The organism is Streptomyces sp. NPDC044061, from assembly GCF_056434305.1.
In genome coordinates this window covers 33,259-56,140 of record NZ_JBWKFL010000048.1, presented here as the reverse complement: position 1 = coordinate 56,140, position 22,882 = coordinate 33,259, and the positions used below count along the sequence as shown (strand labels likewise).

21 protein-coding genes are annotated in these 22,882 nt (G+C 73.3%); 6 read left to right on the top strand and 15 right to left on the bottom strand.

The genetic code is table 11. From position 1 onward, the window contains the following. Positions 1-108 precede the first annotated feature (108 nt). Together AC07CM_RS42425 and AC07CM_RS42420 are read right to left on the bottom strand one after the other, a co-directional pair. Complete coding sequence (locus AC07CM_RS42425) at positions 109-1,065, bottom strand: hypothetical protein (protein WP_478881891.1); 957 nt, start codon at positions 1,063-1,065, stop codon at positions 109-111. Further along, the gene (locus AC07CM_RS42420; protein WP_478881890.1) at positions 1,062-1,862 is read right to left on the bottom strand and encodes a phosphatase PAP2 family protein; all 801 of its coding nucleotides are present in this window, start codon (positions 1,860-1,862) and stop codon (positions 1,062-1,064) included. The genes AC07CM_RS42425 and AC07CM_RS42420 overlap by 4 nt, the downstream gene beginning before the upstream one ends. Before the next feature lie 256 nt (positions 1,863-2,118). Between AC07CM_RS42420 and AC07CM_RS42415 the strand changes: the two genes are divergently transcribed. After that, entirely contained in the window at positions 2,119-2,733 is a 615-nt protein-coding gene (locus AC07CM_RS42415; RefSeq protein WP_478881889.1) for a TetR/AcrR family transcriptional regulator, read from the top strand. A 138-nt stretch (positions 2,734-2,871) separates the two neighbouring features. Here AC07CM_RS42415 and AC07CM_RS42410 read toward each other — a convergent pair whose 3' ends face one another. The 3 genes from AC07CM_RS42410 to AC07CM_RS42400 form a co-directional block, all read right to left on the bottom strand. Next, positions 2,872-3,909: a DUF2510 domain-containing protein gene (locus tag AC07CM_RS42410; RefSeq protein WP_478881888.1), complete on the bottom strand. Its 1,038-nt coding sequence runs from the start codon at positions 3,907-3,909 to the stop codon at positions 2,872-2,874. 146 nt (positions 3,910-4,055) lie between these two features. Further along, positions 4,056-5,207, bottom strand: coding sequence for an anhydro-N-acetylmuramic acid kinase (locus tag AC07CM_RS42405; protein WP_478881887.1), 1,152 nt, complete (start codon positions 5,205-5,207; stop codon positions 4,056-4,058). Continuing rightward, positions 5,198-6,520, bottom strand: coding sequence for an MFS transporter (locus AC07CM_RS42400; protein WP_478881886.1), 1,323 nt, complete (start codon positions 6,518-6,520; stop codon positions 5,198-5,200). Before AC07CM_RS42400 ends, AC07CM_RS42405 begins: the two co-directional genes overlap by 10 nt. Positions 6,521-6,701: 181 nt before the next feature. On the opposite strand from AC07CM_RS42400, the gene AC07CM_RS42395 reads away from it, so the two are divergent. Beyond that, complete coding sequence (locus AC07CM_RS42395) at positions 6,702-9,380, top strand: ATP-binding protein (protein WP_478881885.1); 2,679 nt, start codon at positions 6,702-6,704, stop codon at positions 9,378-9,380. 93 nt (positions 9,381-9,473) lie between these two features. On the opposite strand, the gene AC07CM_RS42390 is transcribed toward AC07CM_RS42395, so the two are convergent. From AC07CM_RS42390 to AC07CM_RS42355, 8 genes are all read right to left on the bottom strand, one after another. Next, the gene (locus tag AC07CM_RS42390; protein ID WP_478881884.1) at positions 9,474-10,265 is read right to left on the bottom strand and encodes an SDR family NAD(P)-dependent oxidoreductase; all 792 of its coding nucleotides are present in this window, start codon (positions 10,263-10,265) and stop codon (positions 9,474-9,476) included. A 63-nt stretch (positions 10,266-10,328) separates the two neighbouring features. Beyond that, entirely contained in the window at positions 10,329-11,465 is a 1,137-nt protein-coding gene (gene pcaDC / locus AC07CM_RS42385; protein WP_478881883.1) for a bifunctional 3-oxoadipate enol-lactonase/4-carboxymuconolactone decarboxylase PcaDC, read from the bottom strand. Then, the gene (gene pcaB / locus AC07CM_RS42380; RefSeq protein ID WP_478881882.1) at positions 11,462-12,802 is read right to left on the bottom strand and encodes a 3-carboxy-cis,cis-muconate cycloisomerase; all 1,341 of its coding nucleotides are present in this window, start codon (positions 12,800-12,802) and stop codon (positions 11,462-11,464) included. Before pcaB ends, pcaDC begins: the two co-directional genes overlap by 4 nt. After that, positions 12,799-13,401 carry a protocatechuate 3,4-dioxygenase subunit alpha gene (pcaG, locus tag AC07CM_RS42375; RefSeq protein ID WP_478881881.1) on the bottom strand — a complete coding sequence of 201 codons (603 nt, stop codon included), beginning with the start codon at positions 13,399-13,401 and terminating at the stop codon, positions 12,799-12,801. Before pcaG ends, pcaB begins: the two co-directional genes overlap by 4 nt. Positions 13,402-13,409: 8 nt before the next feature. Beyond that, a complete protein-coding gene (gene pcaH / locus AC07CM_RS42370) occupies positions 13,410-14,183 on the bottom strand; it encodes a protocatechuate 3,4-dioxygenase subunit beta (protein ID WP_478881880.1) in 774 nt (257 codons plus the stop codon). 20 nt (positions 14,184-14,203) lie between these two features. Further along, positions 14,204-15,406: a thiolase family protein gene (locus AC07CM_RS42365; protein WP_478881879.1), complete on the bottom strand. Its 1,203-nt coding sequence runs from the start codon at positions 15,404-15,406 to the stop codon at positions 14,204-14,206. Beyond that, complete coding sequence (locus AC07CM_RS42360) at positions 15,403-16,047, bottom strand: CoA transferase subunit B (RefSeq protein WP_478881878.1); 645 nt, start codon at positions 16,045-16,047, stop codon at positions 15,403-15,405. Before AC07CM_RS42360 ends, AC07CM_RS42365 begins: the two co-directional genes overlap by 4 nt. Further along, positions 16,047-16,802, bottom strand: coding sequence for a CoA transferase subunit A (locus AC07CM_RS42355; RefSeq protein WP_478881877.1), 756 nt, complete (start codon positions 16,800-16,802; stop codon positions 16,047-16,049). The genes AC07CM_RS42360 and AC07CM_RS42355 overlap by 1 nt, the downstream gene beginning before the upstream one ends. Positions 16,803-16,983: 181 nt before the next feature. Between AC07CM_RS42355 and AC07CM_RS42350 the strand changes: the two genes are divergently transcribed. Further along, positions 16,984-17,451, top strand: a complete 468-nt coding sequence (locus tag AC07CM_RS42350; RefSeq protein ID WP_478881876.1) for a MarR family winged helix-turn-helix transcriptional regulator — start codon at positions 16,984-16,986, stop codon at positions 17,449-17,451. 35 nt (positions 17,452-17,486) lie between these two features. Here the strand turns inward: AC07CM_RS42350 and AC07CM_RS42345 are convergent, their stop codons facing one another. After that, positions 17,487-18,467 (bottom strand): DUF3048 domain-containing protein, encoded by a 981-nt coding sequence (locus tag AC07CM_RS42345; protein WP_478881875.1) that lies wholly within the window; start codon positions 18,465-18,467, stop codon positions 17,487-17,489. 251 nt (positions 18,468-18,718) lie between these two features. Between AC07CM_RS42345 and AC07CM_RS42340 the strand changes: the two genes are divergently transcribed. Both AC07CM_RS42340 and AC07CM_RS42335 read left to right on the top strand, forming a co-directional pair. Continuing rightward, a complete protein-coding gene (locus AC07CM_RS42340; RefSeq protein ID WP_478881874.1) occupies positions 18,719-19,909 on the top strand; it encodes a zinc-dependent alcohol dehydrogenase in 1,191 nt (396 codons plus the stop codon). Between the two features lie 169 nt (positions 19,910-20,078). Beyond that, complete coding sequence (locus AC07CM_RS42335; protein ID WP_478881873.1) at positions 20,079-20,666, top strand: hypothetical protein; 588 nt, start codon at positions 20,079-20,081, stop codon at positions 20,664-20,666. A gap of 19 nt (positions 20,667-20,685) precedes the next feature. On the opposite strand, the gene AC07CM_RS42330 is transcribed toward AC07CM_RS42335, so the two are convergent. Further along, on the bottom strand, positions 20,686-21,774 hold the full coding sequence (locus AC07CM_RS42330) for an ATP-dependent DNA ligase (protein ID WP_478881872.1): 1,089 nt from the start codon (positions 21,772-21,774) through the stop codon (positions 20,686-20,688). A 74-nt stretch (positions 21,775-21,848) separates the two neighbouring features. Here AC07CM_RS42330 and ligD point away from each other — a divergent pair, with 74 nt between their 5' ends. Further along, complete coding sequence (gene ligD, locus AC07CM_RS42325; protein WP_478881871.1) at positions 21,849-22,868, top strand: non-homologous end-joining DNA ligase; 1,020 nt, start codon at positions 21,849-21,851, stop codon at positions 22,866-22,868. Positions 22,869-22,882 lie beyond the last annotated feature (14 nt).

The following is a 22,882-nucleotide window of genomic DNA, read 5'->3' as shown; positions in this document are numbered from 1 at the left end:
CCCCCACCCCCCCCCCCCCCCCCCCCCCCCCCCCCCCCCCCCCCCCCCCCCCCCCCCCCCCCCCCCCCCCCCCCCCCCCCCCCCCCCCCCCCCCCGCCGCATGTCCGCTCAGAGCGCGGTCAGATGCCCGGGCTGCTCCGGTCGCCGTGGCACCAGCGCCGGTTCGGCCGTGGCCGTGCCCGGCTCCAGGGCCAGCACCGCGGCCACGGGGTGGGCGTCGTCCTGGCCGGCGTCGTGCGCCGGCCGCGCCGTGCCCCGGGTCAGCAGGAACACGCCCCGGGCGGCCAGACCCGCCCCGGCGAGCGCCAGCAGCACGCCGCCGGCACCACCCTGCAGGCCCTGCCCGAGCAGCGTGAGCCCGATGACCGCGGCGGCCACCGGGTTGGCCAGGGTGACCACGGCCAGCGGAGCGCCGAGACCGCCGCGGTAGGCGGTCTGCGACAGCAGCAGCCCACCGGTGGCGAACCCGGCGACGAGGACGGCGACCACGACCACCTCGGCGCTCACCCCCGGCCTCCCGGGGTCCGTGGCCGCCACCGTCACCGTCTGGGTGAGCGCGGAGGCGACACCCGAGGCGAAGCCCGAGGCGGTCGCGTGCCTCAGGCCCGGCCGGGCGCCGGGCCGGGACAGCATGCCGATCAGGGCGGCGGTCGCACCGGCGACCGCCAGCGCCTCGGTCAGGCTGAGCACCCGGTGGGGCGCCGGGCCGGACGCGGTCACCAGCAGCGCGGCGAGTCCGAGCAGCGTGAGGGCCGTTCCCCGCCACTCCGCCGCGCTGACCCGCCGGCCCGCCGCCCGCGCCCCGAGCGGCACGGCCGCGACGAGGGTGAGCGCGCCCAGCGGCTGCACGACCGTCAGCGGGCCGTACTTGAGGGCGACGACGTGCAGCAGCGCGGCGGCCGCGTTCAGGCCGACCGCCGACCACCAGGCGCCGGTGCCCAGCAGCCGTACGAGGCTCGCGCCGGAGCCGCGGGAGGCGAGGCGTTCCTGGGCGACGGCGGCCGTGGCGTAGGCGACGGCCGAGACCAGGGACAGGCCTACGGCGATCAGGGCTGCGATGCTCATCGGGCCGCTCCCACCAGGACGGTCTCCTTCGCGGCGAGCCGCTCGGTGCCCCGTCCCGCCGTGCTCGACGTCCGTCCCGGCGGCGGGACGAGGGCGAGGGCGGCGCCGAGCATGGCGGTCGCCACGACCGCGTCGAGCCAGTAGTGGTTCGCCGTGCCCACGATCACCAGCAGGGTGATCAGCGGGTGCAGCAGCCACAGCGGGCGCCACCGTGAGCGGGTGGCCGCGATCAGGCCGATCGCCACCATCAGGGCCCAGCCGAAGTGCAGCGAGGGCATCGCCGCGAACTGGTTGGAGAGGTGGTCGCTGGAGGGCGGACCGTAGACGGAGGGGCCGTAGACCCGTGCGGTGTCGATCAGGCCGGTGCCGGTCAGCATCCGCGGCGGGGCCAGCGGGAACGTGAACGGCAGCACCAGGGCGGCGGTGGTCACCGCGGCCAGGACCCGGCGGGCCCACACGTAGTGCGCGGGGCGCCTGAGGTACAGCCAGACCAGAAAAGCGAGGGTGGCCGGGAAGTGGACGGTCGCGTAGTAGGTGTTCGCCAGGTGAACGAGGGTGTCGCCGTGCAGCAGTGCGGACTGCACGGCGGTCTCGTGGGGTAGGTGCACGGCCCGTTCGAGGTCCCACACGCGGTGGGCGTTGTGGAAGGCGTCCCCGGTGTGGCCGACGGCCAGCTGCCGCCCGAGCTTGTAGACGAGGAAGAGCCCCGCGACGAGCAGGAACTCACGGAGGAGCGGCGGGCGCGCTGTCGCTATCGCGTCCGGCTCCGCTTCTGCAGGCTCGGTTCGGGCATTCATCCCCCGGCCCCTTCGCTGACGGTCGTGCGTGTGGTGGTGCGTGCGAGCCCGGGCCGGAGCCCGCGCATTCATCGGTACGTCTCCGTACCGATACGCCAGTGTACCGATACGGGAGTGTACCGATACGGGAGTGTACCGATACGCTCAAGTACCGGTACACTGGCGTATCGATTGATGTGCGACACACTGGAGACAGGGTCCGCACTCGTCCTTGAGCGAAGCTGTAGCGGGCCGTAGACGAGAGGAGAGGCAACGCATGACGTCGCAGGCCGCGGACGGACCGGAGACGGTCGCCGCCTCGCGCCGCTCCAAACTCACGCCCGAGCGTGAGCGGGAGTTCTTCGACGCCGTGCTGGAGCAGATCCGCGAATGCGGATACGACTCGGTGACCATGGAGGGTGTCGCCGCCAGCACCCGCTGCAGCAAGTCCACGCTCTACCGGCAGTGGAAGACCAAGCCCCAGTTCGTCGCGGCGGCACTGCGCGCCAGCCGCAAGGTGCGCTTCGCCGGCATCGACACCGGCTCACTCGCCGAGGACCTGCGGGAGGCCGCACGGGTCGCGGGCGACTGGTCCAACAAGGACGCGCGGCTCATGCAGGCGCTCGGCCACGCGGTCACTGCCGACCAGGAACTGGCGCAGGCGCTGCGCGAGGCGCTCGTGCTGCCCGAGATCGCCGCGCTGCAGGAGATGCTGGGGCGGGGCGTGGAGCGGGGCGAGGTGCCCGCCGACCACCCCGCGCTGGAGTACATCCCCGCGATGATGTTCGGCGTCCTGCGGGTGCGCCCGGTGCTGAGCGGCCAGTACGCCGACGGCGACTATCTCGTCCGCTTCGTGGAGGCCACCGTGCTGCCGGCACTCGGACTGACCTGAAGACTCAGGCCGCCGTTCACGGGATGACTGAACGGCGACCTGTCCGCGCCGCACCGTGGGGACGGGGGCGGCGCGCACCCCCCGGCCGGGTGGGGCTCCTCTTGAGCGGAGGGGCGCCCCACCCGGCCGCTTTCCGTCTCAGACGTTCTGGCCGTTCCCGCCGCCCGACGAGACCTTGATGCCCTTGAGGATCTCGTCGATGACGGACACCTTCTGGCCGACGTCCACGCCGAAGCGCACCACGACCATCTGCCCCGCGTCGTTGGGCGAGGGGAAGGCGACGGACTCGACATAGCCGTCGGCGCCCTTGCTGGTGACCGCCTTCCAGCGCACCAGATAGCCCTTCTGCCCGGCCACCGTCACCGCCTTGGCGGCCAGCACCTCGTGCGAGGTGATGCTGCCGTAGGTGGTACCGCCGTACGAGTCCTTGGCGTTGGCCGCGATGTCGGCCTTGGCGACCGCCTCGGCCGTGTCGCCCTTCGCGCCGAGCGAGGCGGCGGGCGCGGTGTAGGCGCCACCCGGGGTGCAGGTCTGGGCGCTGTTGCCGGGGCACTTGTAGGAGTCGTCCGACGTCACCTGCGCGCCGACACTGATCGTCTGCCCGGTCCAGCCGTCCGGCACCGGCAGGCTGATCCCGTTCACCGGATCCGGCACCGTGCCGCCGCCCTTGACCTTGGGCGCCGCGGACTGCCCAGGGGACGGCGACTCGGAACCGCCCGAGCCACCGCCGGGGCCGCCCTGTCCGCCGTTCTGGCCGCCGCTCTGTCCGCCGGGCGCCTGCTGAGAGCCGGCGCGGTCGCCCTCACCGCTCCCGCCGCTGGAGAGGGCGTACACGCCGACCCCGATGCAGGTCAGCACCGCGACCGCCGCCGCGACGGCTATGCCAGTGCGCAGCCCACGCCGGGGCGCGGTCGGCGGCTGGGCGGGATAGCCCGGGTAACCCGAATAACCCGAATAACCCGAATGACCCGGCTGACCCGGATACGCCGCGTACCCCGGCGGAACCGGTTGCGCGCCGCCGACGGGCTGCTGTGGCGGGGGACCCCACGTGGCGGCCGTCCCGGCGGGGCGGGTCTGGTCCGTCCAGGCCTTGCCGTCCCACCAGCGCTCGGTGGGCGGACCGTCATTCGTCTGCCCGGGGTCGGGGTACCACCCGGGAGGAGTCACCTGCGTCATGCCCCCACCGTAAGAGGCATCGGTGAAAGTCGGATGAGAAGATCCGGCCCCAAATCGACGGAACGGAACATTTCACCCCGGATTTCTGTACGGTGCCCTGCGGCGGGTGCCTGTTCCGGCCGGCCGGCGCGCGTCCGGCCGGCGTCTCATGTCTCCACCACCAGTCGCGTCGGACCGCCCCCCGCCCCTCGCAGCGGGGGCGAGCCGGCGCGTCCCGGTGTCACCGAGCCCAGGACGCTCGGATGCCGGGCGCCCGTGCTGCGCGGGTCGGTGCCGGGGAGGCCGTGGGCGGTGAGGAAGCCGAGGACGGCGAAGGCGTACGCCTCCTTCGCGGCGGCGGGCAGGCCCAGTTCGTCCGAGGTGCGCACCGCCGTCTTCGAAAGCAGCCGCCGGAGCAGGGACATGAGGACCGGGTTGCGGGTGCCCCCGCCGGAGGCGATCAACTCCGTCGCGCCGACGGACCGTACCGCGTCGGCGACCGTCCGGGCCGTCAGCAGGGTCAGCGTCGCCAGCACGTCCTCGGCGGACAGGCCGTCCGGCCCGGCCGCCCCCAGGTACCCGGGGTGGAACAGTTCCTTGCCGGTCGTCTTGGGCGGCCGAAGCGCGTAGTACGGCTCCGCGAGCAGCCGGTCGAGCAGCGGCCGGTGCGGCCGGCCCCGGGCGGCCAGCGCCCCGTCGGCGTCGAAGGCCAGGCGCCCGCCGCTGTACTCGCGGGCCGCCGCGTCGAGCAGCGCGCAGCCCGGCCCGGTGTCGAAGGCGGTCCCGTCCGGCGCGGTCAGGTTGGCGATGCCGCCGATGTTCAGCGCGACCGGTGTACCCGGCCTGCCCCGCAGCCACAGCAGGTCCACCAGGCTCACCAGAGGCGCGCCCTGGCCGCCGGCCGCGACGTCCCGGGCGCGGAAGTCGGCGACCACCGGCAGCCCGGTCTCCTCGGCGATCCACGCGGGCTGCCCCAGCTGGAGCGTTCCGTGCACCCGGCCGCCGTCGGCCCAGTGGTAGACGGTCTGGCCGTGCGAGGCCACCAACTCTCCGCGGCCCGCGAAGAGTTCCCGGTCGGCCCGCAGCGCCGCGGCGGCGAACGCCTGCCCGATCCGGGTGTCGAGCCGGCACACCTCGGCGAGCGGGACACGGGCCGGCGGCAGCGCCGCCGCGAGGGCCGCGCGCAGCCCGTCGTCGTACGGTGTGCTCACCATGCCCAGTGGCTTCAGCACCAGCGTCCTGCCGTCCAGGCGCAGTTCGGCGGCCGCCGCGTCCACCGCGTCGTGCGACGTCCCTGACATCAGCCCGATCACCCGCATCGGCCGTACCGCCTTCTGTGTGGAGTTCCCAGCAGCACGAGCGCGCTGACCGCGCACGCGGACGCCGCGTAATAGGCGGGCACGTCCATGTCCCCGGTGCGCCGCACCGCCTCCGTGATGATCAGCCCGGCGCATCCGGAGAACACCGCGTTCGACAGGGAGTAGGCCAGCCCGAGTCCCGTCCAGCGCACCCGCGCCGGGAACATCTCGGCGAGCAGCGCGGGCCCGGGGCCGGCCATGAGGCCCACCACCGCGCCCGCGGCGAACGTGGCCACGCCCCTGGCCACGGCCGAAGTCCCCTCGTTCTGGAGGAGGTTGAGCACAGGCACCGCCAGTCCTACGACCAGCAGTGCCCCCGTCAGCATCACCGGCCGCCGTCCGATCCGGTCGCTGAGCAGGCCCGCCGGGAGGATCGACGCGGCGAATCCCACGTTGGCCGGCACGGTGGCGAGCAGCGCCTGCCGGACGTCGGCGTGCAGCGCGGTCTGCAGATACGACGGGAGGACGACGAGGAACGTGTATCCGGCCGCCGACCACCCCATGACCCGCCCGGCGGCCGACAGTACCGCCGCCGCGACCGCCCCGGCGCCGGCCGGTCGGACGGGACGCCCTCCCCGGAACTCCGGTGTCTCCTCCAGCCCCGTCCGCAGCCACAGCGCCACCAGCCCCAGCGGCAGAGCCAGCAGGAAAGGCAACCGCCATCCCCAGTCGGCCAGTTGCGCCCCGGTGAGCACCGTGGCCGTCGTCGCCGCAACCCCCGCCCCGCCCAGCAGGCCCAGCGCGACCGTGAACGACTGCCACGCGCCGTACAGACCACGCCGGCCCGGCGGGGCGAACTCCGTCAGCAGCGTCACCGAACCGCCGAACTCGCCGCCCGCCGACAGTCCCTGAAGGGCCCTCAGAAAGGTGAGCAGCCAGGGCGCCACGGCACCCGCCGAGGCGTATGTCGGCAGCGCGCCGATCAGCGTCGTCGCGGCCGTCATCAGCGCGATCACCCCGATCAGCACCGGCCGCCGGCCGATCCGGTCGCCCAGCGCGCCGAACAGGGCCGCCCCGAGGGGCCGGAAGAAGAACGCCAGCGCGAAGGAGGCGTAAGTCCGCACCAGACCCTCGGCCGCGCTCCCGCCCGCCGGGGTGAAGAACCGGTCGGCCAGGACGGTGGCGAGATAGCCGTAGACGCCGAACTCGTACCACTCGACGAGGTTGCCCACCGACCCCGCCGCCACCGCCCGCACCGCCGGAGCGCGGGCCGCGGCACCGTCGCGGGTCCCGCGCTCGCCGTGACCTTCCTCGTACTCGAAAATCAGCTTCATTCCCAGCCCTGTTGACGGTCCGTCCGCTGCTCACCGGCTGGTCGGGCGGGGTGCGCGTCGTCCAGCCGCATCCTCTTTCACGCGGCGGGGCAACACGTGCACCGACCAGCCACCACACATCCCACCGGACGGCTAGGCTCGTGGTCTGTACGTCATTCGGGCGACCTGGGGAGGTAACGGGATGACGGAGGGACGGCCGTCGGCGGCCGGCTCGGCTCCCCTGTGGGAGCGGGACGCGGAGATAGCCACGGTCACCCGGGCGCTCGACGTCCTGTGCGCCGATCGGTCCTCCGCGGGGAACCTGCTGGTCTTCCGGGGCGAGGCCGGACTCGGCAAGACCGCGCTGCTGGCCGAGACGCGCCGCATCGCCGAGCGCCGGGGCTGCGCCGTGTGGTGGGCACGCGGTGGCGAGACCCTGAAGTCCGTGCCGTTCAACGTCGTACGGCAGCTGCTGCAGCCCGCCCTGGTCGCCCTGCTGCCGGAGGAGGCCCGGGAGTACCTCGGCGACTGGTACGACATCGCGGGACCCGCCCTCGGCATAGTGGACCCCGGAGAGGGCAGCGTGGACCCGCAGTACGTCTGCGACGGACTCGTCGCGGCCGTGCGCCGGCTCGCCCGCCGCGAATGGCCGCTGGTGCTGCTCGTCGACGACGCGCACTGGGCCGACCAGGAGACCCTGCGCTGGCTCGCCGCGTTCGCCGAACGCCTCGACGACCTCCCCGTGCTGGTCGTGGTCGCCCGCCGCCCCGGTGAGGTGAGCGGCGACAGCGCCCGTCACCTGGACGCGGTCGCGGACGCCGCAGGCCGCCCCGTCAGCAACCTCAGCGCCCTCACCCCGGACGCCGCCGCCGGACTCACCCGCGCCACCGTCGGCCGGCAGGCCGACGACCCCTTCTGCCGCGAGGTCTGGGCCGTCACCGGCGGCAACCCGTACGAGACCGTCGAACTCCTCGCCAAGGTGCAGGACAGCGAACTCCAGCCGGTCGAGGCCCGGGCCGGCGAACTGCGCGCCCTGAACCGCGCCGCGCGCGGCGGCGGCCTCGTCGACCGCCTGAAGGGACTCGGCATCGAGGCCACCCGGTTCGCCTGGGCGGCCGCCATCCTCGGCACCGGCATCTCCGTCGACCTGGTCGCACAGCTCGCCGGGATGCCCACCGACATCGCCGAGCGCTGCGCCGACCTGCTGCGCGGCGCCCGCATCCTCACCGAACCCGACCCGGCGGCCGCCACCGAGATTCCGGACGAGCTGGAGTTCGTCCACCCGCTGATCGCCTCCGCCGTCTACAACTCCATCCCGCCCGGCGTGTGTACCGCCATGCACGGCATCGCCGCGCAGATCGTGACCGAGACCGGGCGCGGCGCCGCCGAGGCCTCCCGGCACCTGCTGAAGGTGCACCCGGACGACGACGAGGAACTCGTCGAGCAGCTGCGCGACGCGGCCCGTGAACACCTCGCCGTCGGCGCGCCCGACGCGGCCCGCCGCTGCCTGGAACGCGCCCTCGCGGAGCCGCCCCGGGCCGAGGTCCACGCCCAGGTGCTCTACGAACTCGGCCAGGCCACCCTGCTCACCGCACCCGCCGTCACCGTGGAGCACCTGCAGAGCGCGCTCGGCATGCCCGGCCTCGACGGCGACCAGCGGGTCGACGCCGTGGTCCGGCTCTCTCAGGCGCTGCTCCACAACGACCAGCTGGAGGAGGCCGTCCGCACGGTCGAGGCCGAGGCCGCCCGGCACGAGGCGGGTCCGGTCCGACTGCGGCTGCAGGCCGTGCAGTTCATGTGGGAGGGCATCCACGGGGAGACCGGCTCCCAGGAACGCTCCCAGCGCCTGGCCGAACTGGCAGCCACCTGCACCGGCCGGGACAACTCCGAACGCGCCCTGCTGATCCTGCGCGGCTTCGACGCGATGACCCACGGCGAGAGCGCCGAGGAGGTCCTCCAGATGTGCGACCGCGCCCTCGTCAACGGCCGTCTCGCGCCCGGTCTCGGCTGGACCGACGAGTGGGGCATCGAACTGCTGATGATGCTCGGCAGCGCGTACACCTACGCCGACCGGCTGGACCGCGCCGAGAGCCTCTTCGCCGAGGCGCTGCGCACCTACACCAGTGCCGGCTGGCGCGGCGGCCACCTCTCCCTGGCCAACGCCTTCCTCGGCCTCGCCTACCGCAGGCAGGGCCGGCTGAAGGACGCCGAGTCCACCCTGCGCGAGGCGCTGGTCCTGGCGGAGCGGGTCGGCCGCGGCCTGCCGCTGTACTGGTCGGCGACCTGCGGACTCGTCGACACCCTGCTGGCCCGCGGGCAGGTCGGCGAGGCCTGGGCGACAGCCGAGCAGTACGGCTTCGCCCCGCCCTACCCGTCCACGATCGTGCTGCCCGACATCCGCTCCGTACGCGGCCGGCTGCTGCTCGCGGTGGGCCGCACCGAGGAGGGCGTCAACGAACTGGAGGCCGCGGAGAAGACCGCCGCCTCCCGCGGTGGCCACAACCCCGTCCTCGCACCCTGGTCCATCGACCTCGCCAAGGCCCTCGCCACCCAGGAGCCCGCCCGCGCGGCCCAGCTCGCGGCGGACGCCCGCGGGCGGGCCGAGCGGTTCGGCACGGACACCGCGATCGGCGAGGCCCTGCGATGCGCCGCCGCCCTGGAGACCGGGCAGCGCGCGGTCGGCCTGGCCGCCCAGGCCGTCGCCTGTCTGGAAGCCTCGCCCTGCCAGTACGAGCACGCGGCGGCCCGGGTCGAGTACGGCATCGCGACCCGCTCGGTCGCCGAACTCAACCGCGGCCTGGCGCTGGCCCGTTCGTGCGGCGCGGACGGGCTGGCGGCGCAGGCACGGGAGATCCTGGAGACGGGCCGGGGGCTGCGGTAGGAGCACGGTCGGCGCACGACGGTGTGCGGCCGCGGGGCTACCGCACGCCGTCTTCCGCCGACCGTGACGGCGGACGGCCGCACTCCGTACGCCTCACACGGCGAGCAGCTGACCGGTGACGGTCTCCAGCCGCTCGCGCACCTCGGCGTCGTACGCCGCCCGGTGCGCCCGCGCCGGCCGGGTCCCGTCGAAGTAGCCACCCGAGCCCGTCTCCCGCGTGGCCAGCGCCAGCACACCGGGCGCACCGTCGGCGACCGAGTTCCACGGGGTGATCCCGCCCTCGCGGACCATCGCCGTGTCCATATAGGTGGCGGGGTGCAGCACGTTCACCACGACGTCCGTGCCCGCCAGCTCCTCCACCAGGGTGAACGTGTGCGCGGCGAGGGCGAACTTGCTGCGGCAGTACGCCGAGACGCCGCTGTAGGCGCGGGTGAGTTCCGGATCGGCGAAGTCCAGCGGCTCCTGGCCGGCCGAGCCGACGTTCACGATCCGGGCGGGCGGGTTGGCGCGCAGGACCGGCAGCAGAGCGCGGGTCAGCACCACGGGTGCCAGATAGTTCACCGCGAGCCGCAGCTCGTGTCCGTCGGCGCTCAGCTCGCGCCCGGAGCCGGGCGAACCGCTGCCGACGCCCGCGTTGTTGATCAGCACGTCCAGCTCGGGACGCGCCTCGGTGACCCGGACGCCCAGCTCACGCACCTCGGCGAGCGAGGCCAGGTCGGCGACGAACCCCTCCGCCCGGCCCTCGGCGCGCAACTCCTCGACGAGCTGTGCGGTGCGCGTCCGGTCGCGACCGTGAGCGAGGACGAAATGGCCGTCCCGGACCAGTTCGAAGGCGAGGTACCGGCCCAGACCTGAGGTGGCGCCGGTGATCAGAACAGTGGACATGCTCCCACCCTAGGCACGGCCCGCCGGCCGGAGGAGGTACTGCCGAAGCTACGACCAGCAGGGTCACCCTCGGCCGGAGCGACCCTGCTCCTCCTCGGCGAGCACTCGCTGGGCCGTCGCGAACGCCGAGTTGGCCGCGGGCACCCCGCAGTACACGGCGGTCTGCAGCAGCACCGCCCCGATCTCCTCCGGGGTCAGCCCGTTGCGCCGCGCCGCCCGGAGGTGCATGGCCAGCTCCTCGTAGTGGCCGTGCGCGACCAGCGCGGTCAGGGTGATCATGCTGCGCTCGCGGCGCGAGAGGGTGGGGTCGGTCCAGATCTCGCCCCAGGCGTAGCGGGAGATGAAGTCCTGGAACCGCGCGGTGAACGGGGTCTGCCGGGCCTGCGCCCGGTCGACGTGCGCCTCGCCCAGCACCTCCCGGCGCACCGCCATCCCGCTGGCCGGGGCCCCGTTCAGCTGGGTCTTCAGGGCGGTCAGGACGGCCTGCGGGCACTGCGCGGGCGCCAGGTGGGAGGCGCCGGGCAGCTCCACCAGCGCGGCCCCGGGCACCGCGTCCGCGATCTCCCGCAGATGCGCGGGCGGCGTCGCGGGATCCTGCCGTCCCGCCACCAGCAGGGTCGGTACGGCGATGTCGGCGAGCCGGTCGCGCAGGTCGAAGGAGGCCAGCGCGTCGCAGCAGGCGGCGTACGCCTCCGGGTCGGCCTCCCGGTGGTCCCGGAGCAGCCGCGGCACGGTGAAGCCGGGCGTGAACCAGCGCGCGTCGGCAGTCTCCAGCAACCACTCCATGCCCTCCCGGCGCACCCGTTCGGCTCGTTCCCGCCAGGCGGCGGCGCCGCCGAAATGGGCGGAGGAGCAGATGACGGCCAGGGAGGTGAGCCGTTCGGGGTGGTGCACGGCCAGGTGCAGGCCGACCGCGCCGCCCAGGGACACGCCCGCGTAGGCGAACCGGTCGATGCCGAGCGCGTCGGCGAGCGCCAGCACCCGCGCGGCGAGGTCGCCGACGGTGGCGCCGGGTCCGATCAGGTCGGCCGCCGATCCGCCGTGTCCCGGCAGGTCCCAGCGCACCACCCGGTGGGTGATCGACAGCTCGGGCGCGACCCCGTCCCACAGGGCGTACGAGGTGCCGAGCGACGGGCCGAGCAGCAGCGGAGAAGCAGAGGCCGGGCCTTCTTCCAGGTGGTTGAGGAGTTTCACGGTCAACGTCGCTCCAGGGCACGGTCGGTGAGGGAACCGGCGAAGCCGGTGTAGTGGGCGGGGTCGGTCAGGTCGTCCAGGTCGATTTCCTTCAACACCGGTTCCTCGGCCAGGAGTTCATGCAGCGTGCGATCCTCGGCGTGGGCGCGGCGGGCCAGCCGGGTCAGCAGCTCCTTCGCCCGGGCCCGGCCGAGCAGGGGCGCCAGTTCGGCCGACAGCCGCTCGGAGACGATCAGACCCCGGGTGAGGTCGAGGTCGCGGCGCATCGCGGCGGGGTGCACCCGCAGGCCCTCGGCCAGCTCGGCCGCGTGGGCGGCCGCACCGCCCACCAGCCGGAGCAGGTCGCGCAGCGGCTCCCACTCGGCGTGCCAGGCACCGGCCGGCCGCTCGTCCTCGGCGACGAGTGAGCCGTACAGGGTGGCCGCCAGCTGCGGGGCGCGCCGGGCGGCGGCCGCGAGCAGCGTGGACCGGACCGGGTTCGCCTTGTGCGGCATGGCCGACGAGCCGCCGCCGCTGCCCTCGCTCACCTCGCCGAACTCGGTGCGTGACAGCGTCAGTACGTCCACGGCGAGCTTGCCCAGCGCGCCGGCCGTGAAGGCCAGGCACCCGGCCAGGTCCGCGATCGGCGTGCGGAGCGTGTGCCACGGCAACGCCGGTGCGGCGAGCCCGACCTCGCGGGCGTACGCCCGCGTCAGCGCCTGCGCGTCCTCGGCGCCGTACGCCCGGAAGGCCGCCAGGGTCCCGGCCGCACCGCCGAGTTGGGCGGGGAGCGAGTCCCGCACCCGGGCCACGCGGTCGCGGGCGTCCAGGACCAGGGATCGCCAGCCGGCCGCCTTCAGGCCGAACGTGGTCGGCACGGCGTGCTGGGTGAGCGTCCGCCCGGGCATCGCCGTGTCGCGGTGCCCGGCGGCGAGCCCGGCCAGCGCCCGCTCGGTCCGGTCGAGGTCGGCGAGGACCGGCTCCAGGGTGTGTACGGCGACCAGCATTGTCGCCGTGTCCATGATGTCCTGGCTGGTCGCACCCCGGTGGACGTAGGGGCCGTACTCCGCACCGACCGCCTCGGTGAGGTCGGCGACCAGCGGGATGACGGGGTTGCCGCCGGCCGCGGTACGCGCAGCGAGGGAGCGGATGCCGAAGTTCGCCGGTACGGCCGCCTCGGTCACCGCCGCCGCCGCCTCGGCCGGGGCGAGGCCCAGCACGGCCTGCGCCCTCGTCAGCGCGGCCTCGGCGTCCAGCAGCGCCCGCAGGTACGCGTGGTCGCCGGTCGCGGAGGCGGCACCTGTCTGTGCCCACTCGGGAGCGAGCAGGCCGGTGTCGGCGTACGGAGGGGACGCAGATGTCACTGGAACTCCAGGAAGACCGTCTCGCCTTCGCCCTGAAGGCGGATGTCGAAACGGTAGGTGCCGGCGCCCTCGTCCCCGGCGATCAGCGTGTCGCGCCGGTCGCCCACCTGGGCGAGCAGCGGATCGGCGGCGAGCGCTGCGGCGTCGCCCGGCAGGTAGATCCGGGTGAACAGATGCACCAGCAGGCCGCGCGCGAAGACGCAGACGCTCAGGTAGGGCGCGCTGTTCCCGCGTGCGCCGGGCCGCAGCGTCCGCGCGTACCAGTGGCCGTTCGTGTCCGTCTGGATGCGGCCCCAGCCGGTGAACTCCACGCCGTTGCGGCCCAGACAGCCGCCGGTCGCCGGGTCTCGCCGGATGGATCCGTCCACCTGCGGGACGGTGCCGTCGGGGCGCGGCCCCCACACCTCGACGAGGGCGTCCGGCAGCGGCCTGCCCTCGCCGTCCAGGACGTACCCGTGCACGGTGATCGTGTCGGGGTGTCCCAGGGGCGCGATCTCCTCGCCGCCGCGGAACGGCAGCGCGTACCCGTAGAAGGGGCCGACCGTGTGGGAGGGGGTGGGCAGCACGTTCTCCGGGCTGCTCGTGTCGATCTTCGTCATGGCCTGCGTCAGCGTCCTTCCTCGATCCAGGTGGCGGCCGGGCCGTCCAGCACGATGTCCCAGTGGTAGCCGAGGGAGAACTCCGGCACCGACAGGCCGTGGTCGTAGGTGGCGACCAGCCGCTGCCGGGCCGCGTCGTCCGTCACGGACTGCAGGATCGGGTCGTACGGGAAGAGCGGGTCGTTCGGGAAGTACATCTGCGTCACCAGCCGCTGGGTGAACGCCGAACCGAAGACCGAGAAGTGGATGTGGGCCGGCCGCCAGGCGTTGACGTGGTTGCGCCACGGGTAGGGGCCCGGCTGGATGGTGGTGAACCGGTAGCGGCCCTCGGCGTCCGTGAGGGTGCGGCCCACGCCGGTGAAGTTCGGGTCCAGCGGGGCGTCGTGCTGCTCGCGCTGGTGGGCGTAGCGGCCGGCCGAGTTGGCCTGCCAGATCTCGACCAGCTGGCCGCGGACCGGGCGCCCGGACCCGTCCAGCAGCCGTCCGGACACGGTGATCCGCTCGCCGACCGGCTCGCCGGTGTGCTGCCGGGTGAGGTCGTTGTCGATCTCGGTGATGTCGCGCTCCCCGAAGGCGGGGGAGTGCAGTTCCACCAGTTCGGGGTCCTTGGCGGTGTCGATGGCGACCAGGGGCTGCTTCGGGTGGCGGAGCACCGAGGAGCGGTACGGCGCGTAGTCGCGGCGCGGGTGGTGCTCGACGGGAGCGCCGTCGGCGAGCCGCTTCTCGTACGCCGCGTGCTCGGCCGCGATCTCCTGGTCGATGTCCTGCTGCGTGAGAGTCATGGGGTGTACCTGCCGCTTCCTTATCGTTCGAGGACCAAGGCGAGGCCCTGGCCCACGCCGATGCAGAGGGTGGCCACGCCGGTGCCGGAGCCACGGCGGGCGAGCTGGTGGGCGACGGTTCCGGCGAGCCGCGCGCCGGAGGCGCCGAGCGGGTGGCCGAGCGCGATCGCGCCGCCCTGGGGGTTGAGGACCGCCGGGTCGAACTCGGGCCATTCGGCCAGACAGCCGAGCACCTGCGCGGCGAACGCCTCGTTCAGCTCCAGCACCGACAGATCGGCGAAGTCCTTGCCCGCCTTGGCCAGTGCGCGGTTGACGGCCTCGACGGGAGCGAGCCCGAAGTACTGCGGATCGATCGCGGACACGCCGGTCGCGCTGATCCGGGCGAGGGGTTCACGGCCGATGGCCCGCAGGCCCTCCTCGTCGGTGAGGAGCACGGCCGCGGCGCCGTCGTTGAGCGGGGAGGCGTTGCCCGCGGTGACCGTCCCGCCGTCACGCCGGAACGAGGGCTTGAGCTTCGCCATCGCTTCGAGGGAGGCGTCGGGCCGTACACACTCGTCGGCGGCGAAGTCGACCGGGTCACCCTTGCGCCGAGGCACCGGTACGGGCGCCAGCTCGGCGTCGAACAGGCCCTGTTCCTGTGCGGCGGCCGCCTTGCGGTGCGAGGCGAGCGCGAACTCGTCCTGCTGCTCGCGGCCGATCTTGTGCTTGTCGGCGATCAGTTCCGCACTCTCCCCGAGCGGGATGGTCCACTGCGGGTCCATCCGCGGGTTGACCATGCGCCAGCCCAGCGTCGTCGAGTACAGCTCGGTGTGGGCGGCGGGGAAGGGCCGGTCCGACTTCGGCAGGACGTACGGCGCCCGGGTCATCGACTCCACACCGCCGGCCACGGCGATGGACGCGTCGCCCACCGCGATGGCGCGGGCCGCCTGGATCACCGCCTCGAGGCCGGAGGCGCACAGCCGGTTGACGGTCACGCCCGGTACCGAGGTCGGCAGGCCCGCGAGCAGCGCGGCCATGCGGGCGACGTTGCGGTTCTCCTCACCGGCACCGTTGGCGTTGCCGAAGTAGACGTCCGCGACCCGTGCCGGGTCCAGCCCGGGGGTGCGGGCGAGGAGTTCACGGATCGCGTGGGCGGCGAGGTCGTCGGGGCGCACGGCGGACAGTCCGCCGTTGTAGCGGCCGATCGGGGTGCGTACGGCGTCGACGAGGTACACAGGGTTCACAGCACGTTCTCCCCGATGGTCAGTTCGGCGTCGGTCCCGGCGACGACGTCCTCGACGGTCACGCCCGGCGCGGTCTCCACCAGGACGAGCCCCTCGTCCGCGACGTCCAGCACCGCCAGATCCGTGATGATCCGGTTCACACACGCCTTGCCCGTGAGCGGCAGCGTGCACTGCTTCAGGATCTTCGGCGAGCCGTCCTTGGCGGTGTGCGTCATGACGACGACGACCGTACGGGCGCCGTGCACCAGGTCCATCGCGCCGCCGATCCCGGTGACCAGCTTGCCCGGCACGGCCCAGTTGGCGAGGTCGCCGCCCGCGGACACCTGCATCGCGCCGAGTACGGCGACGTCGATGTGGCCGCCCCGGATCATCGCGAAGGACAGCGCCGAGTCGAAGAAGGAAGCGCCCGGCAGGACCGTCACGGTCTCCTTGCCGGCGTTGATGAGGTCCGGGTCGACCTCGTCGTCGAGGGGGTAGGGGCCGGTGCCCAGGATGCCGTTCTCCGACTCCAGGACCACCTCGACGCCCGGCGGCAGATGGTTCGGGATCAGCGTCGGCAGGCCGATGCCGAGGTTGACGTACTGCCCGTCCCTCAGTTCGCGGGCCGCGCGGGCGGCCATCTCCTCGCGTGTCCGGGCCATCAGGACCTCACCGTCCGCTGCTCGATCTTCTTGTCCGCCGCCTGCTCCGGGGTCAGCGCCACCACGCACTGCACGAAGACGCCGGGCAGGTGCACCGCGTCCGGGTCCAGCTCGCCGGGCTCGACGAGCTCCTCCACCTCGGCGATCGTGATCCGCCCGGCCATGGCGGCCAGGGGGTTGAAGTTCCGGGAGGACTTGTTGAAGACGAGGTTGCCGTGCCGGTCGCCCCTGGCGGCGCGGACCAGCGCGAAGTCGGTGCGGATGCCCCGCTCCAGGACGTACTCGGTGCCGTCGAACTCCCGCACCTCCTTCGGCGGAGAGGCCAGCGCGACCCCGCCCGAGCCGTCGTAGCGCCACGGCAGCCCGCCCTCGGCGACCTGAGTGCCCACGCCCGCCGGGGTGTAGAACGCGGGGATCCCGGCGCCGCCCGCGCGCAGCCGCTCGGCCAGCGTGCCCTGCGGGATCAGCTCCACCTCCAGCTCGCCGGCCAGGTACTGGCGGGCGAACTCCTTGTTCGCGCCGATGTAGGAGCCGGTCACCCGGGCGATGCGGCCGGATGCCAGCAGCACCGCGAGCCCGGACTCCATCGCACCGCAGTTGTTCGACACCACGCTCAGACCGGTCGTCCCGCGCTCGTACAGCGCCTGGATCAGTACGTTCGGCACACCGCTCAGCCCGAAGCCGCCGACCGCGAGCGACGCGCCGTCCGGCACATCGGCCACCGCCTCGACGGCCGTGGCGACCACCTTGTCCATTCGTGAAGCCTCATCTCTGCAATTAATCAGCACACTGAGTATTTGGGCGAGGTGTTCCTCACGCTGCCACTGGACATCGAAACCGTCAAGACCTCGGATTACTCGTGCCCCAGCAGGCAGACAGTCGGCCTGCGGCCCAGGTAATGTTCAGTACACCAACGATTTCATCAAGGGAGCGCACATGGCCGCCGTGGACCTCGCCACCCATCCCGGGCACCTGGCCCGGCGGCTCCAGCAGGCGCACTACCTGCTGTGGAACACCATGGTCTCGGAGGAGATCACCTCGCCTCAGTTCGCCGTCCTGAACGCGCTCGTCGCCGAGCCGGGTCTCGACCAGCGGACCGTGGGGGAGCGGGTGGGCCTGGACCGGTCGACCATCGCCGAGGTCATCAGCCGGCTCGGCCGGCGCGGGCTGCTGGACAAGGTGCGCGACCCGCAGGACGGCCGCCGCTTCCTGCTTCGCCTCACCGACGAGGGGACGCGTACCCACCGCAAGCTGACCGTGCGCACCGCCCGGATGAACCAGGTCTTCCTCGCCCCGCTCTCCACCGAGGAGCAGACCGTCTTCTTCGACCTGATCCGCCGGGTCGCGGACGGCGCCGAGGGCCTGCGCAACCCTGCCGAGCCACTGGCCGCCCAGCAGGGCTGAACGGGCCGGATCAGGCAGACCGAGCCGCGTCCCGGTCAGGACGGCGCCGCGGCGAACACCACCCACACCTGGCCGTCGGCGAAGTTCATCCGGCCGCCGTCCACTGCCGTGAACGTCGTACCGCCCGTAGCGGCCGGCCGGGACCAGGTGGCGTCGTAGGACCGCCCGTCCCGCAGCACCTCGGCCTTTCCCGAGCCGACCGTCTCGGTGTACGGCGTGTGGTTGCCGAGCTTGTCGTGGTACCGGGACGAGCGGATCTTCACGTACTGCACGACGACCGTCGCCGCCGTCACCCGCTCGCCGTCGGTCGTCACCGTGGGCGTGCCGTCCATCGTGACCAGCCAGCCGCCCTGCCGTGCGGACCAGGTGAAGGTGAAGCGCGCCGAGGGGTAGCGCACCGTGCGCGAGGACTCGGGGTCGCCGCCGGAGGGTGCCGGGCCGTAGCGGAAACCTGTGGTCAGCGCGCCCTTGCCGGGAGCGGAGGGCAGCAGCCGGGCGGGGTGCAGATAGAGGTTGTGCGGTGCGGACCGGTCGGTTCCGCGGTAGTAGGCGTCGGCGGCCTCGTCGGGGGACTCCGCCCGCAGGGGAGCCCGGTGGATCAGCGGCAGCAGCTTGCTCTGTGCTCCGGAGAAGGCCAGCGTCGGCTCCTGGAACTGGCGCAGCAGTTCCAGGTCGGACTCACGGGCGCTGCGCACCGGCCCGACCGACTTCGGGAGCTTGCCGGCGTACACCGCCATCAGACGGCTCAGGCCGCCCTCGACCTGCTCGGCGTAGACGACGTCCGCCGCGTCGAGCCCCGTCTGCGGACGGGCCGCGGGCACGTTGTCGATCTTCACGGCGAGCGGTGAGCCGGGTGCGGCCGAACTGGTCGGCGTCGGTGTGGGGGTCCGGTGCGGCGCGCGGGCGTCGTCGGGCGGGCCGTGCCGGGTGCAGCCCGCGATGAGGGAGACCGTCATCATGGCGGCGACCAGTGCCGCCGCCGGCGCCGCGCGTCGCGTGCGCGCTCTGTGTGCCATGCCCACCGTTGTCACCCCGTTCGTATATGTCGATTGTGTGCTCATTCAGTGACCTCGGGCCATACCTCGTCGGCCATACCCGGTCGGTTCCTGTCGCGCGCGTTCAGTGGGCCGATCGGACCCCACCGCGGTGGGACGCGCGGCAGAGGGGGGCGGGGTTCGCCGGGGGTGTGCGCGGGTACCCGGGCGCCACCGCAAACCGGACGCGCCAGGGCGAACCGGCGCGCACATGACCGAGGGAGCGCGACCCCATGAAGGCAGTCACCTGGCAGGGCAGGCGCGATGTGCGGGTGGAGGACATGCCCGACCCGCGGATCGAGGAGCCCACCGACGCCGTCATCCGCATCACGTCCACCGGACTGTGCGGTTCGGACCTGCATCTCTACGAGGTACTCACGCCGTTCATGACCCCGGGTGACATCCTCGGCCACGAACCGATGGGCATCGTCGAGGAAGTCGGCCCCGGAGTGCCGGACCTCGCGGCGGGCGACCGGGTCGTGGTGCCGTTCCAGATCGCCTGCGGAAACTGCTGGATGTGCCTGACCGGACTGCCCACCCAGTGCGAGACCACCCAGGTCACCGGCGAGGGCATGGGCGCCGCCCTGTTCGGCTACACCCGCCTGTACGGTGCCGTGCCCGGCGCCCAGGCCGAGTACCTGCGCGTCCCGCAGGCGCAGTTCGGTCCGATCAAGGTGCCCGAGGGCCCGCCCGACGACCGCTTCGTCTACCTCTCCGACGTGCTCCCCACCGCCTGGCAGGCCGTCGAGTACGCCTCCGTCCCGCCCGGCGGCAGCCTCGCCGTCCTCGGCCTCGGACCGATCGGCGACATGGCCTGCCGCATCGCGCTGGCCCGGGGCGCCGAACAGGTGTTCGGCGTCGACCTGGTGCCCGAGCGGCTCGCCCGGGCGAACCGGCGCGGTGTGCGGACGTACGACCTCAGGGCCTTCGACGACGAGAAGGAGCTGGTCAGGGCGATCCACGACGAGACCAGCGGGCGAGGTCCGGACGCCGTGATCGACGCCGTCGGCACCGAGGCGCACGGCAGCCACGCCGCCAAGCTCGCCCAGCAGGCCACCGCGCTCATGCCCCGCAAGATCAGCGGCCCGCTCGCCGAACGCTTCAGCATCGACCGGATGGGCGCTCTCTACATGGCCATCGACCTGGTCCGCCGCGGCGGCACGATCTCGCTCAGCGGCGTGTACGGCGGCATGGCCGACCCGATGCCCATGCTCACCCTCTTCGACAAGCAGATCCAGCTGCGGATGGGCCAGGCGAACGTCCGCCGGTGGAGCGACGAGATCATCCCCTACCTCACGGACGAGGACCCCCTCGGCGTCGAGGACTTCGCCACCCACCGCCTCCCGCTCGCCGAGGCGCCGCACGCGTACGACATGTTCCAGCACAAGCAGGACGGCGCGATCAAGGTCCTGATGCGGCCCTAGGTTCTCGCGAGCAAGGCCCCCGTGCGGCACCGGGGTCCGGTGGGCCGGTGGCCCACGCGGCCGACCGGGTGCGGGCCGTCCGGGCGAGGCGCCGGGGGGCCTACGGCATGGTGCCCGGGGCCGCCGCGCCCCGCGGCGGATGCTGATGCCTCCCGCGCAGGAGAGGCCCGTGACTGATCCCAGCCCCCGAGTGACCCCGCGGCCGGCATCCGTCGCAGCAGGCGACGACGCTCCCGCCCCCGGGGTCATCGGCATCGGACTCGCCGCGGTGCTGACGTTCGCGCTCGCAGAGGGTTCGTGGCAGTGGTTCGCCACGTTCATCGGGGTGACGCTGCTCGCGGTGATGCTCGCCTTCCAACGACGGGCGCGGTGGACCCCGGACATGCGCTCGCCGTACATGCGCGGCCTGGTCGCGTACGCGCTGGTCGTCGGCCTGTGCGTGGCGATCGCACTCGCACCCCTGCTGCAGCGCCGGGCCTGGCTGTTCCCGATGCCGGGCACGCGCAGTGAGTGCCTGCTGATGGGCAGGTACGAGGCCCTCCAGGTGAAGGCCACGCTGGGGGACCTGGCCGGCAGTGACGCCGCCGCCCTGGCTTTCGCGCAGGACACCCAGGCCCGCAAGGCCGTTGCCGAGTGCCTTTCGGCCACGACGACTCTGTGGCTGCCCCTGTACGGGATCGGGGCGGCAGTGCTGGTGGGGACGGTGGTGTGGTTCCGCGACCGGGCCCGGGCCCGGCTCGGCCCCGTCGGGTACTGAGGTTCCCGCCGACTGTTCTTCAGCTGCTCCGGCCCTGGCCCTCCTTGGCGCCCAGGATCTCCCCGAGGTCGTAGCGCACCGGTTCCTCCAGCTGGGCGTAGGTGCAGCTGTCCGGAGTCCGGTCCGGGCGCCAGCGGCGGAAGCGGGCCGTGTGCCGGAAGCGGGCGCCGTTCTCCATGTGGTCGTAGGCCACCTCGGCCACCCGCTCCGGCCGCAGCGGCACCCAGGACAGGTCCTTCTTCCCCGACCAACGGCTCGGCGCCCCCGGCAGCCGGGCCGTCTCGTGCGCCGCCTCGTCGCCCCAGGCCGCCCACGGATGCCCGCTCACATCCTCCATCCGCAGCGGCTCCAGCTCCTCGACCAGCTCGGCGCGGCGCTTCATCGCGAAGGCCGCCGACACGCCCACGTGCTGCAGGGCGCCCCGGTCGTCGTACAGGCCGAGCAGCAGCGAGCCGACCACCGGACCGCTCTTGTGGAACCGGTAGCCCGCCACCACGACGTCCGCCGTCCGCTCGTGCTTGATCTTGAACATGGCCCGCTCGTCCTGCAGATAGCGCAGGGTGAGCGGCTTGGCGACGACACCGTCCAGACCGGCTCCCTCGTACTGCTCGAACCACTGGTGCGCGACTTCCACATCGGTCGTCGCCGGCGCCAGATGAACCGGCGCGCCCACCCCGGACAGCGCGCCCTCCAGCAGGGCCCGCCGGTCCGTCAGCGGCATCTCCACCAGGGAGCGGTCGTCCAGCGCCAGCAGGTCGAACGCGACGAAGGAGGCAGGGGTCCGCTCGGCCAGGGTCCGCACCCGGGAGTCGGCGGGATGGATCCGCTCGGTCAGTGCGTCGAAGTCCAGCCGCCCGGCACGCGCGATCACGATCTCACCGTCCAGCACGCACCGCGTCGGCACCCGCTCCTTCAGCGCCGCGACCAGCTCCGGGAAGTAACGGGTCAACGGCTTGCCGGTGCGGCTGCCCAGCTCGACCTCGTCCCCGTCGCGGAACACGATCGCCCGGAACCCGTCCCACTTCGCCTCGTAGTGCATGCCCGGCGGGATCTTCGCCACCGACTTGGCGAGCATCGGCTTCACGGGCGGCATCACCGGCAGATCCATGCGTCCGATTCTGCGCGCATACCCCGGCTGCCGCCCGGTGTGCGGGCTGTGCGGGGTGCGCCTACCGTGGCCGCATGGGTGATGCGGTGCAACTGGAGGTGGCCGGCCGGACCGTACGGCTGTCCAGCCCGGACAAGGTCTTCTTCCCGGAACGCGGATTCACCAAGCTGGACCTCGCCCAGTACTACGCCGCCGTCGGCCCCGGCATCCTGCGCGCCCTGCGCGACCGCCCCACCACCCTCGAACGCTACCCGGACGGCGTCGGCGGCGAGTGGTTCTACCAGAAGCGCGCCCCCAAGGGCATGCCCGACTGGATTCCCACCGCCCACATCACCTTCCCCAGCGGCCGCAGCGCCGACGAGATGTGCCCCACGGAGGAGGCCGCCGTCGTGTGGGCCGCCCAGTACGGCACGCTCACCTTCCACCCCTGGCCCGTGCGCCGCGCCCTCGTCGACCAGCCCGACGAACTCCGCATCGACCTCGACCCGCAGCCCGGCACCGACTACGACGACGCCGTCCGCGCCGCCCACGAACTGCGCGCCGTCCTCGAAGAGTTCGGCGGCCTGCGCGGCTGGCCCAAGACCTCCGGCGGCCGCGGCCTGCACGTCTTCGTCCCCATCGAACCGCGCTGGACCTTCACCCAGGTGCGGCGCGCGGCGATCGCGGTCGGCCGGGAGATGGAACGCCGGATGCCCGAGCAGGTCACCATCAAGTGGTGGAAGGAGGAGCGCGGCGAGCGCATCTTCCTGGACTACAACCAGACCGCGCGCGACCGCACCATCGCCTCCGCCTACTCCGTACGACCCCGCGCGCACGCCCCCGTCTCCGCACCCCTGCGGTGGGAGGAGGTAGGCGTGGCCCACCCCAGGGACTTCGACCTCGCCACCATGCCGCCCCGCTTCGCCGAACTCGGCGACGTCCATGCCGACATGGACGAGCAGGCCTACTCCCTCGAGGCCCTCCTGGAACTCGCCCGTCGCGACGAACACGACCACGGCCTCGGTGACCTGCCCTATCCCCCGGAGTACCCGAAGATGCCGGGCGAGCCGAAACGGGTCCAGCCGAGCAGGGCGCGGCGGGACGGGACGGCCTGACGGTCGCCGGATCC

Bases quoted from the DNA above. Each gene is read 5' to 3' on its own strand.
- AC07CM_RS42340 (WP_478881874.1), top strand. From the start codon at position 18,719: ATGAAGGCAGTCACCTGGCAGGGCAGGCGCGATGTGCGGGTGGAGGAC.
- AC07CM_RS42390 (WP_478881884.1), bottom strand. From the start codon at position 10,265: ATGTCCACTGTTCTGATCACCGGCGCCACCTCAGGTCTGGGCCGGTAC.
- AC07CM_RS42360 (WP_478881878.1), bottom strand. From the start codon at position 16,047: ATGGCCCGGACACGCGAGGAGATGGCCGCCCGCGCGGCCCGCGAACTG.
- AC07CM_RS42420 (WP_478881890.1), bottom strand. From the start codon at position 1,862: ATGAATGCCCGAACCGAGCCTGCAGAAGCGGAGCCGGACGCGATAGCG.
- AC07CM_RS42355 (WP_478881877.1), bottom strand. From the start codon at position 16,802: ATGGACAAGGTGGTCGCCACGGCCGTCGAGGCGGTGGCCGATGTGCCG.
- pcaG (WP_478881881.1), bottom strand. From the start codon at position 13,401: ATGACGAAGATCGACACGAGCAGCCCGGAGAACGTGCTGCCCACCCCC.
- AC07CM_RS42345 (WP_478881875.1), bottom strand. From the start codon at position 18,467: ATGGCACACAGAGCGCGCACGCGACGCGCGGCGCCGGCGGCGGCACTG.
- AC07CM_RS42410 (WP_478881888.1), bottom strand. From the start codon at position 3,909: ATGACGCAGGTGACTCCTCCCGGGTGGTACCCCGACCCCGGGCAGACG.
- AC07CM_RS42350 (WP_478881876.1), top strand. From the start codon at position 16,984: ATGGCCGCCGTGGACCTCGCCACCCATCCCGGGCACCTGGCCCGGCGG.
- AC07CM_RS42425 (WP_478881891.1), bottom strand. From the start codon at position 1,065: ATGAGCATCGCAGCCCTGATCGCCGTAGGCCTGTCCCTGGTCTCGGCC.
- AC07CM_RS42395 (WP_478881885.1), top strand. From the start codon at position 6,702: ATGACGGAGGGACGGCCGTCGGCGGCCGGCTCGGCTCCCCTGTGGGAG.
- pcaH (WP_478881880.1), bottom strand. From the start codon at position 14,183: ATGACTCTCACGCAGCAGGACATCGACCAGGAGATCGCGGCCGAGCAC.
- AC07CM_RS42400 (WP_478881886.1), bottom strand. From the start codon at position 6,520: ATGAAGCTGATTTTCGAGTACGAGGAAGGTCACGGCGAGCGCGGGACC.
- AC07CM_RS42415 (WP_478881889.1), top strand. From the start codon at position 2,119: ATGACGTCGCAGGCCGCGGACGGACCGGAGACGGTCGCCGCCTCGCGC.
- AC07CM_RS42405 (WP_478881887.1), bottom strand. From the start codon at position 5,207: ATGCGGGTGATCGGGCTGATGTCAGGGACGTCGCACGACGCGGTGGAC.
- AC07CM_RS42330 (WP_478881872.1), bottom strand. From the start codon at position 21,774: ATGGATCTGCCGGTGATGCCGCCCGTGAAGCCGATGCTCGCCAAGTCG.
- ligD (WP_478881871.1), top strand. From the start codon at position 21,849: ATGGGTGATGCGGTGCAACTGGAGGTGGCCGGCCGGACCGTACGGCTG.